At 29.2% G+C, this 15,733-nt stretch carries 15 protein-coding genes and 1 pseudogene; 4 read left to right on the forward strand and 12 right to left on the reverse strand.

Going from position 1 to position 15,733, the window contains the following annotated elements; translation table 11 throughout:
- The first annotated feature begins 36 nt into the window (after window positions 1-36).
- Window positions 37-1,668: an ABC-F family ATP-binding cassette domain-containing protein gene (locus tag IM532_RS11785; protein ID WP_194183653.1), complete on the forward strand. Its 1,632-nt coding sequence runs from the start codon at window positions 37-39 to the stop codon at window positions 1,666-1,668.
- Between the two features lie 73 nt (window positions 1,669-1,741).
- On the opposite strand, the gene IM532_RS11790 is transcribed toward IM532_RS11785, so the two are convergent.
- The 4 genes from IM532_RS11790 to IM532_RS11805 all read right to left on the reverse strand — a co-directional run bounded on the left by IM532_RS11790 (window position 1,742) and on the right by IM532_RS11805 (window position 4,546).
- The gene (locus IM532_RS11790) at window positions 1,742-1,930 is read right to left on the reverse strand and encodes a cold-shock protein (protein ID WP_194183654.1); all 189 of its coding nucleotides are present in this window, start codon (window positions 1,928-1,930) and stop codon (window positions 1,742-1,744) included.
- A 17-nt stretch (window positions 1,931-1,947) separates the two neighbouring features.
- Window positions 1,948-2,376 carry a cold shock domain-containing protein gene (locus IM532_RS11795; protein WP_194183655.1) on the reverse strand — a complete coding sequence of 143 codons (429 nt, stop codon included), beginning with the start codon at window positions 2,374-2,376 and terminating at the stop codon, window positions 1,948-1,950.
- Window positions 2,377-2,392: 16 nt separating this feature from the next.
- Entirely contained in the window at window positions 2,393-3,529 is a 1,137-nt protein-coding gene (locus IM532_RS11800) for a DEAD/DEAH box helicase (protein ID WP_194183656.1), read from the reverse strand.
- A 555-nt stretch (window positions 3,530-4,084) separates the two neighbouring features.
- Entirely contained in the window at window positions 4,085-4,546 is a 462-nt protein-coding gene (locus IM532_RS11805) for a MaoC family dehydratase (RefSeq protein ID WP_194183657.1), read from the reverse strand.
- Between the two features lie 857 nt (window positions 4,547-5,403).
- Here IM532_RS11805 and IM532_RS11810 point away from each other — a divergent pair.
- Together IM532_RS11810 and IM532_RS11815 are read left to right on the forward strand one after the other, a co-directional pair.
- Window positions 5,404-6,540: a DEAD/DEAH box helicase gene (locus IM532_RS11810; protein ID WP_194183658.1), complete on the forward strand. Its 1,137-nt coding sequence runs from the start codon at window positions 5,404-5,406 to the stop codon at window positions 6,538-6,540.
- Window positions 6,541-6,607: 67 nt separating this feature from the next.
- A complete protein-coding gene (locus tag IM532_RS11815; protein ID WP_194183670.1) occupies window positions 6,608-6,796 on the forward strand; it encodes a cold-shock protein in 189 nt (62 codons plus the stop codon).
- Between the two features lie 80 nt (window positions 6,797-6,876).
- On the opposite strand, the gene glsA is transcribed toward IM532_RS11815, so the two are convergent.
- The 4 genes from glsA to IM532_RS11835 form a co-directional block, all read right to left on the reverse strand.
- Window positions 6,877-7,902 (reverse strand): glutaminase A, encoded by a 1,026-nt coding sequence (glsA, locus tag IM532_RS11820; protein ID WP_194183659.1) that lies wholly within the window; start codon window positions 7,900-7,902, stop codon window positions 6,877-6,879.
- Window positions 7,903-7,993: 91 nt separating this feature from the next.
- Window positions 7,994-8,224 carry a hypothetical protein gene (locus IM532_RS11825; protein ID WP_194183660.1) on the reverse strand — a complete coding sequence of 77 codons (231 nt, stop codon included), beginning with the start codon at window positions 8,222-8,224 and terminating at the stop codon, window positions 7,994-7,996.
- A 119-nt stretch (window positions 8,225-8,343) separates the two neighbouring features.
- Window positions 8,344-8,781 carry a thioredoxin family protein gene (locus IM532_RS11830; RefSeq protein WP_194183661.1) on the reverse strand — a complete coding sequence of 146 codons (438 nt, stop codon included), beginning with the start codon at window positions 8,779-8,781 and terminating at the stop codon, window positions 8,344-8,346.
- The gene (locus IM532_RS11835; protein WP_194183662.1) at window positions 8,781-10,823 is read right to left on the reverse strand and encodes a TonB-dependent receptor plug domain-containing protein; all 2,043 of its coding nucleotides are present in this window, start codon (window positions 10,821-10,823) and stop codon (window positions 8,781-8,783) included. The genes IM532_RS11830 and IM532_RS11835 overlap by 1 nt, the downstream gene beginning before the upstream one ends.
- 100 nt (window positions 10,824-10,923) lie before the next feature.
- Here IM532_RS11835 and IM532_RS11840 point away from each other — a divergent pair, with 100 nt between their 5' ends.
- Complete coding sequence (locus IM532_RS11840; protein ID WP_194183663.1) at window positions 10,924-11,574, forward strand: metal-dependent transcriptional regulator; 651 nt, start codon at window positions 10,924-10,926, stop codon at window positions 11,572-11,574.
- 140 nt (window positions 11,575-11,714) lie between these two features.
- On the opposite strand, the gene IM532_RS11845 is transcribed toward IM532_RS11840, so the two are convergent.
- The 4 genes and pseudogenes from IM532_RS11845 to IM532_RS11860 all read right to left on the reverse strand — a co-directional run.
- Window positions 11,715-12,140: a hypothetical protein gene (locus tag IM532_RS11845; protein WP_194183664.1), complete on the reverse strand. Its 426-nt coding sequence runs from the start codon at window positions 12,138-12,140 to the stop codon at window positions 11,715-11,717.
- 612 nt (window positions 12,141-12,752) lie between these two features.
- Window positions 12,753-13,118, reverse strand: coding sequence for a hypothetical protein (locus IM532_RS11850; RefSeq protein ID WP_194183665.1), 366 nt, complete (start codon window positions 13,116-13,118; stop codon window positions 12,753-12,755).
- A gap of 2 nt (window positions 13,119-13,120) precedes the next feature.
- Window positions 13,121-13,969 (reverse strand): annotated as a pseudogene (locus tag IM532_RS13865) (RHS repeat-associated core domain-containing protein); the annotation flags it as partial.
- A gap of 658 nt (window positions 13,970-14,627) precedes the next feature.
- Window positions 14,628-15,733, reverse strand: a 1,106-nt coding sequence (locus IM532_RS11860; RefSeq protein ID WP_194183666.1) for an RHS repeat domain-containing protein, incomplete at its 5' end; no start/stop codon positions are given.

Raw genomic sequence — 15,733 nt, forward strand, 5'->3', positions numbered from 1 at the left:
ACTTCATTTATCTTTGCTCCAATTTATTGAAATTATATGATTACAGTTAACGATATAGGAGTACAATTTGGTTCTACAACATTATTTAGTGGAGTGAGTTTTGTGATAAATGAAAATGATAAAATTGCACTCATGGGGAAAAATGGGGCAGGAAAATCAACTTTATTAAAGATAGTTGCCGGTATTAATAAACCTTCTCTAGGAAATATTTCAGCCCCAAAAGATGCAGTTATAGCTTATTTACCACAACATTTATTATCCAATGATAATTGTACTGTACGCGAGGAAGCGTCTAAAGCGTTTGCTGAAATTTTCTCAATGAAAAATGAAATAGACGAAATTAATGAACAATTAACAATAAGAACAGATTACGAAAGTAATGAGTATATGAAGTTAATTGAGCGTGTTTCTGAGGTAAGTGAGAAATTCTATTCTATTGAGGAAGTGAATTATGAAGCTGAAGTTGAAAAGGTTTTGAAAGGAATGGGATTCGAGCAAGATGATTTAGATCGTCCTACTTCAGAATTTTCAGGAGGTTGGCGTATGCGTATTGAATTGGCAAAAATTTTATTACAAAATCCAGATTTAATTTTATTAGATGAGCCTACAAATCACTTGGACATTGATTCAATTCAATGGTTAGAAGACTTTTTATTAAAAAGTGCTAAAGCTGTTATGGTTATTTCGCATGACCGTACATTTGTAGATAACATTACAAATCGCACTATAGAAGTAACAATGGGTAGAATCTATGATTATAAAGCAAAATATTCAGACTACTTAGTTCTACGCCAAGATCGTCGTATTCATCAACAAAAAGCGTATGATGAACAACAAAAATTTATTGCAGAAAATAAAACTTTTATAGAGCGTTTCCGAGGAACATTCTCTAAAACAGAACAAGTACAGTCACGTGTACGCATGTTAGAGAAGTTAGAAATTATTGAAATAGATGAGGTTGATACTTCAGCTTTAAAATTGAAATTTCCACCTGCATCACGATCAGGACAATATCCAGTTGTAGTCGAAGCTTTGTCTAAATATTATGATAAACATATAGTCTTTAAGGAAGCAAATATGGTGATAGAACGTGGGCAGAAAGTTGCATTCGTTGGTAAAAATGGGGAAGGTAAATCAACTATGATTAAGGCAATCATGGGTGAAATTGATTTTGATGGGAAATTAGAAATTGGACATAATGCCCAAATCGGATATTTTGCACAAAATCAAGCTTCTTTATTAGATGAAAATTTAACGATTTTTGAAACGGTAGACCGCATTGCAGAAGGAGATATCAGAACACAAATCAAAAGTATTTTAGGAGCTTTTATGTTCAAAGGTGATGATATCGATAAAAAAGTAAAAGTACTTTCGGGTGGTGAAAAAACTCGATTAGCAATGGTTAAATTATTATTAGAACCATTTAATGTTTTAATTCTAGATGAGCCTACAAACCATTTAGATATGAAAACAAAAGATATTATCAAAGACGCACTAAAAGATTTTGAAGGTACTGTAATTTTAGTTTCACATGATCGTGACTTTTTGGATGGACTAGTAGAAAAAGTTTTTGAGTTTGGAAACAAAAGAGTGAAAGAACATTTTGAAGATATTAAAGGTTTTTTAGCTACCAAAAAAATGGAAAACTTGAGTGAGATTGAACAATAAACGTGTTAAACCTTCACTTTAAAGCATAAAAAAAGCGTCGACAATCTCGACGCTTTTTTATATTGTAATAGAATTATTTAACTCTTTTTACGTTTACAGCGTATAAACCTTTTTGTCCACGCTCAATGTCAAAAGTAACTCTATCATTCTCACGAATTTCGTCGATTAATCCTGTTGTATGAACAAAAATATCTTCGTTACCGTTAGAAATGAAACCGAAACCTTTAGTTACATTGAAAAATTTTACTGTACCTTCTTGCATTTTACTAATTTTTATTATTAAATTTTATTGATATCTATAGCTCTGAATCCCTTTTCAGTAGATTCTTTCTTATAACTTACTTTGTTGTATTTTTTTATTTCACCTTTTAATTGACTTTGGTGAAAGAAAATACTTGCATTTGATTTTTCCTCAGTGATAAATCCAAATCCTTTTTCATTTAAAGAATTAATTACACCAACAAATAATTTAGCAGGATCTATAGCTTCATTAGGATTTTCTAAACGTGCTAATAAATCTTCTTCCGTATTTTGTAAGTGAGGAGGCGTTTTTGTTAAATTACCATTAATGTCAACATAAACAAGCATATCTTCAAGAGACTTACCTTTATTATTATTGGTCTTTCTGTCTTCTCTTTTTAGATTTTTTTCTTGTTTTTTCTTAACCTTCTTTTTAATGTTTTCTTTTTTTGAATATGAATCTGCCATTGTGTATTTTTTTAAATTAAGATGTTTTTAAGGTTTTAATAGAAATTTTTTGAACTCTAATTTTAAAACCTATAAGTTTTTCAATATTTACTAAATCACTTTTTTCTTCATGTGAACAAAATGATACAGCATTACCTTCTTTTCCAGCACGTCCTGTTCGACCAATTCGGTGTACATATGTCTCTGGAATATTTGGTAATTCATAATTGATAACATTTGGTAACATATCAATGTCAATACCTCTAGCAGCTATATCTGTTGCAATTAAAACTTTCAACTTTTCGCTTTTAAACTCATTTAAAGCTTTTTGTCGAGCGTTTTGTGTTTTATTTCCATGTATTGCAGCTGCCGAAATTCCAGATTTTTCTAAACTTTTTACAAGTTTATTGGCTCCATGTTTAGTACGTGTAAAAACAAGTGTTCTATTGTTCGAATTATTTTTTAATAAATTAATCAATAGTGGTTCTTTCTCCTTTTTATCTACATGGTATACAGATTGTTCAATCGTATTAGCGGTAGAAGAAACCGGAGTTACATTTACTTCCTTGGGATTATTTAAAATACCATGAGCAAACTTTCTAATTTGTTTTGGCATGGTTGCAGAAAAAAACAAAGTTTGTCTTTTTGCAGGCACCAATTTTAAAACTTTCTTTATATCATTCACAAAACCCATATCCAACATACGGTCTGCTTCATCAAGAACAAGAATCTCAATCTGATTTAATTTAATAAATCCCTGAGAAATCAAGTCTAATAATCGGCCAGGAGTTGCGATAAGTACATCAACACCATTTTTAATCGTGCTAACTTGTGGTTTTTGATTTACACCACCAAATATGGCTAAATGTTTAATGGGTAAATATTTACTATATAAAGCGAAATTGTCATTAATCTGTACAGCTAACTCGCGAGTTGGTGTTAAGATTAATGTGCGAATTCCTTTAGAATGCTTAGGCTTGTTGGTTAAATTTTGCAGGATAGGAATAGCAAAAGATGCTGTTTTTCCTGTACCTGTTTGGGCACAACCAATAATATCGCTTCCTGTCAATACAATCGGAATAGATTGACTTTGGATTTCTGTAGGTTTAGTATAACCTGCTTCGTCTATGGCTTTTAATATTGGGTCTATTATATTTAGCTCGTTAAATTTCATTAATTTTTTATCTGTTGTTAAATTACAGCGTTACTATTTTTCTTAAAATCGAATATGAATAGAAATTTATTCAAACTAAATACAGGAAAATACGTCTGATTATTAAATTTATTGATCGTCAAAAGATTAGAAATAAAAGAAATAATGCTAGTTAAAAGAAATGAGATTCTTAAAAAAACGGAGTAAAATGTACTGATGATAAAAACTAAAATGATACTGACTAAATTTAATTGTAATTCTATTAATTGCTTTTGATTATTTAATATAAAAATATTCTAAAAAATAACCTATAAAATGATTTAAAATGTGGCAGCTGAAAATCGAAAACTGAAGTAAATTAATACTGCTACAAGTAATGCAAAAATAGAAGCCTCTATAAATAATAATGGTGCAAATATATGATATAATTTTGAGTATTGCCTTATAATTAAATTAATAATTAAAAAATTAACAAATTATCAACAAATTTTGCATTTCGTTTTATATATCTAAACTTTAAATTCACAAAAAAGCCTCTGGTTATAACCCGAGGCTTTATATATGCTTTTCTATTATTTAGTCATTAAAGTGATAAAGGAAAATAACATCTCCTACATATGCAGGTTTCTGATTATCTTTAATAATCATTGTAGCTTCAATAACTACTTTGATAACTCCTCTTAAATTTAAAATTGATTTTAATTTTGCTTGTAATTTAACTTCGCTATTAACTAAAACAGGTTGCCCAAATTTAAAATTTTCAATACCGTAGTTAATTTCCATTTTAATGTTACGCACATCAGCAATTTGTTTCCATAAATATGGAATAAGCGATATTGTTAAATAACCGTGTGCAATTGTTGATTTAAAAGGTCCTTGTGTTGTTGCCTTTTCTGGATCTGTATGAATCCATTGATGATCTAATGTTGCAGCAGCAAATTTATTGATTTCATCTTGATCAATTAAATGCCAGTTAGAAGATCCTATTTCTTTCCCTTCGTAAGATTTGTACTCTTCAAAATTGTTTATTATTACCATGGGAGGTAGTGTTGTTTTATTAATATTTAATGCCAAAATCTAATACTACGATTTTACATTGTACTAACGAATATTTTTTAAAAGTATTATATTTTATTCAGATAAAAAGTTTATTCTTCTTAAAATTCTGTTTAAGAAATAAATTTAGTACAATATATCACTATAAATGAAATAATTATAAAAAAGTTAAAATTTTTATAATATAAATTCATTGTTAATATTCTGAATTTATAATCGATTAGAAATAATTCAGAATATAAAAAAATCTAAAACAATTTCAATTTTTTCTATACATAGAATAATATGTGTTCTTATCTAAATAAAGTTAATTTTAAAAAAAGGATTCACTTTGATCACGCTCCAAAAAATAGATTGTATATTTTTATATGTATATGTTTCAATTTTGTCAATATTTTAATTTATAAAATGATTTATAAAGAATATTTAATAAATATTTTCAATTATTAATGATTTATTAAAATAAAACGTATATATTTGCAGTATTATTATTTCAAGGTTCTGCCTTTTGCAATTTCTGCTACAGTTATTTATTTTCTTTTTCAGTTTTCGCTTCTACAGCCCAATTAAATTTTAATCTTAATTATTTTAAAAATAAGATTATGCGTATAAGCGTTAAAAAAGAAAATTCAATTCAAAGTTTTTTTGAATATCACTTCATTCAATTTGCAAGTAAGATCACGAAAATTTTTCGTCCGGATTATTTATTTTTACAAATAATTCATTAAAATTTCTCCAACCTCAGCAACAATAATCACAAGACACGTCTTTTACTGAATTGGATATAAACCATCCAACAGTTAATCGATATAACACCGTTTTAACGGTAACTATTTTACATGAATTTTAAAAATTTAAACATTATTCAGCCAATTTTAAATGCAATTGAAACAGCTGGATACACACAACCCACAGAAATCCAAGAATTAAGTATTCCTATCATCCTAAACGGACACGACATCATTGGATGCGCCCAAACAGGAACAGGTAAAACGGCTGCTTTTGCAATTCCAATTATACAATTATTGCAAAATAAACCGACAACAAGCAAAGCAATTCGTACGTTGGTATTAACACCAACACGTGAACTTGCTGTACAGATAAACGATAATTTTAAATTATATAAAAACACTTTACGCATCTCGCACATGGCGATTTTCGGTGGTGTTCCTCAACGAGGTCAGGTTACTGCGTTAAAGCGTGGAGCTGATATCGTTATCGCAACTCCTGGACGATTACTAGATTTAATTGACCAAGGATTTGTAAACTTACGAGAAGTTGAAATCTTAGTAATGGATGAAGCAGATCGTATGCTAGACATGGGATTTGTAAATGATATCAAGAAAATCTTAAAACATATTCCTAAGAAACGCCAAACTTTATTTTTCTCGGCTACTATGCCTAAAAATATTAGAAGTTTTGCCCAGACAATGTTAAAAGAGCCAAAGGAAATTAATGTTTCTCCAGTATCGTCAACTACAGAGTCTGTTACTCAATCTATTTATATGGTAGAGCCAAGAGAAAAGGAACAATTGTTAATTGAAATTCTAAGAGGACAAAATCTAAATCGTTCTTTGGTTTTTACCCGTACAAAACACGGTGCAGATAAATTGATAAAGACATTAACAAGGTTAGGAGTAAAGTCGGCAGCTATTCATGGGAATAAATCTCAGAGTGCGCGTCAACATGCTTTACAAGATTTTAGAAATAACAAAATTACAGTTTTGATTGCGACAGATATTGCCGCAAGAGGAATTGATATTGATGAATTATCTTTTGTAATCAACTATGAAATGCCTAATGTTCCTGAAACATATGTACACCGAATTGGTCGTACAGGTCGTGGAGGAAATTTTGGAGAAGCAGTTTCATTTTGCTCAAGAGAAGAAAAAAGTGAGTTAAGAAGTATTCAGAAATTAATTGGCTTTAACATTCCAGTTAATCACAACACAAGTTGTGCTTTTCACTTAAGTTAAAATGGGTAGTACTATGATAATACAGGCCATTAAAAAATATTTAAATAAAATAATAAATTATAATAAAATGCAAGAAGGTACAGTAAAATTTTTCAATGAAGCTAAAGGTTTCGGTTTCATCTCTAACGGTAATGAAGATATTTTTGTTCACAATTCAGGATTAGTTGATTACATCAACGAAAATGATGTAGTTACATTTGATGTAGAAAAAGGACAAAAAGGTTTAAACGCTGTTAACGTACGTTTAAAGAAATAATTCAACATATAGTTCTTTTTAAGCTAAGCCTTCCGGATTTTCGGAAGGCTTTTTTTATAAGTTAATTTTTCTGAATTACATTAAAATATACTTAAATCATATAATTTAGAAAGTTCTACAATCATTTGATATCCCGCTAACGAGTTTCCGTGCTCATCTAACGCAGGGCTATACACGCCAATTCCCATTTTGTGAGGTACAGATACGGTAATTCCACCGCCTACACCAGATTTACTTGGGAGTCCAACAGTACGAGAATATTCTCCACTAAACTCATACATTCCGGCTGTTAACATTTGTGATTGGATTAATCGAGCTATTTCAATATTTTTATAGGTGGTATCTCCATCAAAGCGAGTTCCGTTGTTGGCAAAAAAATACCCAATTTTAGCTAAATCAACAGCAGTAACTTCAATAGAACATTGTTTAAAATAATTATCCAATTTATCTTCAGTACCTTCAATTAATCCTGAATTTTTTAAGATATGAAACATACCTCTATTACGATGCCCAGTTTCTTTTTCTGATAAATAAACTTTTTCATTCAAATTAATAGCTGAATTTTTTGTGATATAACGAATCATCGCGAGGATTTTTTGGTAACCCAAATCTCCTTCTCCTTGTATAGATGCAGTCGTTACAATTGCACCTGCATTCATCATAGGATTTAGAGGTTTACCATTATTATCTAAATTCCCAAAATGATTAAAAGGTTGATCTGTTCCAAAATAGCCCAATTTTTTATACAAATTTTCTTCCCCATTTTCTTGAACAGCAATCATCAATGCAATAATTTTTGAAATGCTCTGAATAGTGAATTTTTCAGAAACATCTCCTGAGCTTATTACTTTTCCTTGAGCATTAACTACCGCAATCCCAATTTTTGATGGATTGGCTTTTCCAAGTTCTGGAATATAATCGGCTACTTTTCCTTGTGTTGTGTAATGTCTATTTTTTTCTACAATACGATTAAGAATTTCTGAAGTAATTTCTTGTCCTTTGTTAATTTGTATAGGATTATTTTGCGCTTGTACAAAACTGCTTGGTATAGAAATGAAATGAAATAATAATGCGAAGCTAAGGGTGTTTAAAGTATGTTTAATCATTAGAAATTTAATATTGAAATTTTCAAAATTAGTGTAAATAAGGATGTAAAGTCAAAAAAAAAGACATTCAAAATGAATGTCTTGTATTAATTTATTGTTGTAATTTTTTTTCGATACTAAAAATCCATTCCGTTTTTTGGTTATAGATTTCTTCTTCAGCCATTAAGAATAACACCTTTTGTGTTTCTTCATATTTATCTTTATCCATTGTTTCAGGATTAAAAGGAGGGAGTTGTTCAATTGCAACGCTAAACTTCTTCGTTTGTCCTTTATATGTAAATTCTTTTTCAATCTTATCCATACTTACTTTAATTAAAGTCATCAAATTTAAAACTATATTTTCAAAAATTCTCTAAATTAAACACCAATTGGCTAAATCTTATCTTTATCTAAATTGGGCTAGGGGACTATTATAAAATAATCACATTTATTGAAATATGTTTAATTTAATTGGGATAATAATTTTTTAAATTCTTTTATTTTTATCAATCCTTCATATTTGCCTAATACATTAAGATCTTTATCAAGTATAATCCATAAAGGGTAACTGATCGATTTTTCTTCAAAAAAAGCTCTTACAAAAGAATGATTTTCAGAAAAATTTTCTACTAAAAATTGACTATTTAAAAATTGGATTGGTTCTTTCGACTCGCCATTAATTTTAAGGAAATAGCTTTGGTCATTTAAAACTTTCATTATTTCGGGCCGATTATAAAGTTGTTTTTCTTGAATTTTACATATTCCGCACCAATCTGTATAAAAGTAAATAATAATTGTTTTAGGATTTGAGTTAAAATTTTGATTAAAATCGGTTAGACTAATCTGAGCAAAACCAATAATAGGGAACATATATAAAAGTAAAGCGTATAAAATTCTCATTATTTAATAATGTATCTCAAACCTAAAAACCCACGAATTCCCTGCAAATTTGCATAATTATACGAGGTGTCAAAAGTGTAACTATTTGGATTAGTAATTGGATTATCCACATCTTTATCAAAAGGGTCGAATGGTCGCATCAAAGGGTCTTTTGGAACAAAATTTAAAATATTTTTTAGGCCACCATATATTTCAAATTGATTTAATTTTTTTGTGATTTGTATGTTTGTTAACATATAATTTTTAGAAAATTCAGGGCGATAATCATTTTCTAAAATTGGTAAGCGCATTTTTCCATACCAATTTCCAGTTAAATCGAAAATCCAATGATGAGTAAAAGTATAGGATAAAGTATAATTTCCGGACCATTTCGGAGCATGTAATTGTTCAATCTTTTGTATATTATTGTGCTCACCATTTTCTTTACGGTAAACATTCATATAAGAAACACCAGCATTAATCCGTAGTGGAAATTGAAAAACCAAGTCTAGATTAATAGAAATCCCTTTAGAAATAGCGTATCCATCTAAGTTATCATAAATGATTAAATCTTGGTCAGATTCAAAATCTCCAATAATTTTATTGGTAAAATATGAGTAGAATGCTGTAGCATCCAGATTTAAATTTCCAAAATCAAAAGTTGTATTGTATACATAATTAATATTTCCGTTATAGGATTTTTCGGGATTTAAATCATTTTTTATAATTACTTCTCTAGATCCTGTTAGAGCAGCGTGATCTTCAGTAAAAAGATTCACCACCCGAAAACCTGTTCCAAAGCTAGTACGTAATGTATGTGCTTTATTTGGAGAGTATTTATATGCTATACGAGGTGAATGAATGCCTTTATGATTTTTATCGTAATCAAAACGATAACCTAATAATAATTTGTGTTTTGTATCAAATGATATTTCATCTTGTATAAATATGCCAGGCAAAGGTGTTTTCATTGGCAAATTATCAGTACCATTTTTGCTTAGTGTTCCAGGAGTATTATCATCATAATAAGTAAATCTAAAGCTAGTACCTGTTAGTAAGCTATGCTTTGCTAGTGTTTTATCCCAATAAATTTGGGCAAAAGATACATGTTGTTTTGCATGATATTTATTCAAACCATAATACGAATCTTGTTCATGGTAATTATAAGAAAATTGGGTATAAATATTTTCTGTAGTAGGAAGTTGGTATTTTCCAATTAATTCTACACGATTGGTATAAATGCTTTCGCCGTAAAATTGATCTTTTCCGCGATGAATCTTTTTATCAAATTGCATTTCACCTCCCCAACGATCCTCGTATACATATCTCGTTGCAATATTAGCGATTCGATTATTAGAGCGATCGAAATTCCATTTATTAAAAACTGAAACCCTGTCTTGAAGAGTTAAATCTGTGAAATTATCTTTATTTTGATCTTGTTTATTTCCATATTTAAAATAATTAATACCAATTAAACTGGTAGTAAGAGCTCCGATTTTAAATTTATAAGCTAAGTCAATATTATTTTCTAGCCAGCTTGTCGTGAAAATATCAGCACTAAAAGTATCAGCTTTAGCTGAATTTTTTGTAATAATATTTATTAAACCTCCCATCGCTTCAGTACCATATAAAGAAGAAGCAGGACCTTTTACTACTTCTATACGATCTACTAAACTATTCGGAATTCCATTCAAACCATATACCGTAGATAAAGACGAAATAATAGGCATACCATCAATCAAGATCATGGTATAAGGACCTTCCATACCATTAATATGTATATCTCCTGTTGCACATACGTTACAATTAATTTGAGGTTGAATACCATTTATCATTCCAATAGATTCAAACAATGATGGATTTGGATTCGTTTTGAAATATTTTGAAGTATATACTTCAACAGGAACCGGAGAGTCTTTTCGAGATACAGCTTTCATTGTTCCAGTTAAAACCACTTCTTCTAAATTTTCATCATCAAAAGATTGTAAAGAATCTTTTAAAATTTCTTGGCCAAATACCGAGTTACATACTACGAATAATAGTATTGTAATTAACTTATACATAAAAGAATATTTTTCTGTGAATTATATTGTTAGATAAATCTAACAAATATTTTTAATAAAGAAAACAATTTTAAATTCATTAAACTATTATATTTGTTTAATGAATTCATCTGTAGAAGAAAATTATCTAAAAGCATTGTTTCACCTTTCCAAAAATGGAGAGGGAGACGTGAATGTAAAAGATTTGAGTAAACACTTAGATATTAAGATGCCAACTGTAAATAGTATGATGAAAAAGTTGGCTGAAAAAGAATTTGTGCATTATGAATCATATAAGCCTTTACGTTTAACGAATAAAGGAATTCTAAAGGCTGCGTTAATTGTTAGAAAACATCGATTAACAGAAATGTTCCTAGTTCAAAAAATGGAATTTGGTTGGGAAGATGTTCATCAAGTTGCAGAACAAATTGAACACATCAACAGTGATTTATTTTTTGATAAGATGGATGAACTATTGAATTATCCAAAAGTAGATCCTCATGGTTCTCCCATCCCAGACCGTGAAGGAAATTTTGAAGCTATAAATTATAGAAAATTATCGGATTTTACTGTGAACGATATTGTGGTTTTATCGGCAGTAACTTTTTCTTCTGAAGATTTTTTAAAATACTTAAGTTCAAAAAATATAGCATTAGGAAACGAAATAAAAATTTTATCTATTGAAGAATATGATGGAACGATGGAGGTTTTAATTAAAAATAAGAGAGAAGTTTTTAGTAAAATAGTAACAGACAAGTTATTGGTAAAATAAAAATAGCCAATAAGTTTTTCATAAAAATTTATCTTCAGTTAAAAAAAAACTGAAAAAGAAATATTTAAATATTAGTTATAGATTATAAATAAAAATGCGAGAATTAACTTTATTCTCGCATTCTTCATATAATTTAATACTTACAATTTACAATCAGAATAATCAATATTGAATTTGTATTGCTTGTCTGATACTTTCTCTATAGCATCATTATGTCGATGGTCTGGTTTATAAGATGCTCCAGATGCTAAATCCACAATAAGTCCAGGTAATCCCCAAGATACAATACTTAAAATAAAGTTTCCTGTTCTGAAAGTCTTTTCAAAATTTTGAGATTTAACTTCGCATCCGTCTTGTTTTACTTCAATTTGTAAGTCTTTATTTCTTTTAAAAGATTTAGAAACTTGTCCAACTCCAATTTTCTCCCCATTGGCAAAAATTTGTGCTTCTGGGTGTTCATTTACTTGAATATTTGCATCATAATGGCTTCCTCCAAACATTACTCCACAGCTAGTTAATAAAAAGCTTGATGCAATTACACCAGTAAATAAAATAATTTTTCTCATGTGTTAATTTTAGGCAGCAAACATAATACAATAATTGTAATAAGAAACAAAAATTATGTTTATTAGTATCAAATTATTAATTGTTATAAGTTTAATCTCGTGCGATTACTTTAATCTATATAAATTCCACAAAAAAAGCCTTCCAATTAGCACACGAGCGTCAATAAATTATTTAACCATAAACTCAATTAGAATGTGTGATAAAATATTGTATGGAAATCGTAGACGTTAAGAAAATGTATTGAAGTAGAGAGAAGAAAGATTTAGCGAGTGCTAACGAGTCATTCAAATCTTTCCCGTAATGAAATTTAATTTTAGTTAAATAGATTTGAAGCCTTGATTTTTTTTGGTTCTGTTTTTTGTATCAAAACAAATCCGAAGGATTCATGAATACAATAATTCTAAAATAATAAACACATGAATAAAAAAGAACATATATAAAAATAGTATAAGACTTTTAGTAAGTAAAAAACGAATAATATAACAACCAATTTTCTATCTCCGATAAAGAAATTAAAGCTTTACTAAAAATTCTCAATAAAGAAAAAGACAAACAAATGTTTGCCTTTTTCTTTATTGAGAATTTTTATTTAAAATAATACGATTGGAATACTATCTTTTTAAAACTTCTAATATTTCTCCATTTGCATTAATTTCATAATTTATCTTTAAAATATTATTTTTCTTTTTTATTAAGAAAAAACTTTCTCCTTTTAATTTATAAAGAGTATCACCTTTTTCAATTGAATCACTTACGTTAGAAAACCACCTTCCGTCCTTAAATGTATCAATTCTATTTGTATCAGGATTTTTTCCTATAATTGTAAAAAAAGCTGATTTGACTCTATCATCTTTATAATTTTTATTAGAAATAATATTTACGGAGTAATTTAATTCATATTCTTCTTGACCATTTGTGATGTCCATCTTACAAGAAGATGTAAAGACAAATACACCAAATATAATAATTTTTTTCATAATTAAGGCTTATATACTTCACCTGTTATTATAGAAAATGTATAGGATTTAGAGACAGAAGCTCCTGCCCCAATGCCTAAAAATTTACCGTCTCCTAATGTAACAGTATTACTTATCGTTCCTCTATTATCTATACCACCTTTATCATTTAAACTATGACCAATAGTATAGCCCATTATTGAACCGTCAATAGTTGCGGAGGCAGAAGTACCTGCAATATTTTTAAGCATATCTGTTTCTGTATTATTCTCTCTTCTATCATGAAATCCTATATTCAATCCAGGAACACCTATGCCAGGTGTTGTTCCAACTCCCATTCCAGAAGTAAAATATAATCCAATATCCCCAGGAGCAAAAATAATTCCTGCTTCAAATGTATAACTAACTCTTTTATTACCAGTTATAGTAACTCCTGTTCCCATAGTAACAGCATCAGGGTTATACGGACTATAATCAGGATTGTAATTTTTTTCATAAGCTCTTAGAGCAGTTGCTACTAACCCATAATCTTTATTACCAGTAACTACGGCTTCATTTAAAACAATACTGGCATCATAAGTACCTACATTTTCTCCGTTAACATAATGATCATGTAATTTTGTCTTTTCATTATAAACATATCTACCTGTTTCATCTGTATGATCTTCTGTTGATCCATCAGGAGGTTCAGGAGCCATCCCGTCAGGATCAATGAAAAAAACAGGATTATTAAATGCATAATTGTAAGGTGAGTGACGTCTCATTTTCTCCGCCAGCGGGTCAACATTAAACCAACGTCCAATAGTAGGATCGTAGTTTCGTGCGCCGTAGTCGTATAAATTGATGTTAAATTCCTCTTGCAGTTCTTTGCCATTGTATTTGTATTCTCAAATACCTATTTAATTCAACATCCGAACACTATATTATTTGTTAAATATAAAAGTAATAAATAGAAATACAATTTATCCAATAAAAATATAGCAACTTTATAAAATAACAAAAGGCAAATCTTAGTTTGCCTTTTGTTATTTTATTACTTACCATACGATACAATCGTGTGGGAGCGGAGGTGCTTTACAAGAAAGATGCTCTTTTATTATTATTTGTACAAACGTGATACTTTCAACAGATTGGGCCAAATTTAATTTTAGCTATTAGTTTAGAACATCCATTTTACTATAAACATAAGTAATAGAGGAGAAAAAAAGAATAATATTATGTATATCTCTCCTAAATATTTTTCAGACTTTTTCTCATTAATCCACTTATCTCGAAGTATTAAATATTTACTTTTATACCTAATTTTAACTAAAAAATATATAATAAAAGAAATAAAGATATATAGTATTATTTCTATATTCAAATTTGGTTTTAACTTAAATAAATCTATTATATAAATTATAAATGGAATACAATAAAGTGATAAGATAAATGTTATGGTTAATTTTGCTGTAAATGCATCAATACCATCTCTTTTGAAATGCCTTTTAGCTGTTCTGTAAAAAGTATAATCTAGTATATTCTTCATATTTATTTACTCATTTTTTTATCTACATAGTTTGCTACATTATCAGTAATGGTTGTACCTGTAGCTAATCCCCAACCAATATCTACAGCTGCAATTGACAAGCCTACAGGAGCAGAAACCAACAATAAACCTCCTCTGATAACAACCTTAGCACCTGTTCCCCAACCTAAATTATTAGACCGATAATCTTCGAATATTGATACTCCAATCCCCAATACACCTAATCCTCGTCCTAATTTACCAGTGTTTTTTAATGTATTTGAAATATGTCTCATGTTAGAAAGATCTCCTCCCTTAGAACCTGCCTTAATCATTATTTCGGATTTATTTAATAGACTTCCTGAATATCCAATAAATGCACTAGTAGAAGTCATATCTGATTCATTATAATTACCTGCCATAACTTTATGTCCACTTTCAAATCCTAAATCAAATGTATTATTTTCTAGATCTAGTGTTGTATTTCCCATCGTCATTGAAGCAGTTCCATTTTCATTAAGATTTAAAGTTCCTGAATTTCCTGATTCATTGCTTCTAACTTCAACAGAATAACTTTCACCTAAATATTTTTCATCATCAGATAATTTATCTGAAGCATTTTCTTTTGTTAATGAAGCATCATAAACATAATTTCCAAGTTTATCTTGTTTCCAATCTTCAGTTTGCATCCCATCGGGATCAATAAAATATACAGGATTATTAAATGCATAGTTATACGGAGAGTGGCGACGCATTTTCTCCGCCAACGGGTCTATATTCATCCAACGTCCTATCGCAGGGTCGTAATTTCGTGCGCCGTAGTCGTACAAATTTAGGTTTAATTCCTCTTGAAGCTCTTTACCATTGTATTTGTACTTATAGTTTGGGTTAGCTGTATTAACAATACTTTGGTTGTTGTGCTTTAATCCAAAAGGGTAATAACTGTTTTCATCTACAATTTTACGGTTTCCATCTTCGCCTTTCGTATAACTCACGCGTACGTTTCCTAAATGATCGGTATAATTATAGACATATTCAAAAATACCTTCATTTACATTTACATAGCCTTCAGCTGTTGGGAAGAATTGTAAAGATAAATTATTACCTCTTCCAGCTGATTGTTTATATT

Source organism: Faecalibacter rhinopitheci, from assembly GCF_015234135.1.
GTDB lineage: Bacteria > Bacteroidota > Bacteroidia > Flavobacteriales > Weeksellaceae > Empedobacter > Empedobacter rhinopitheci.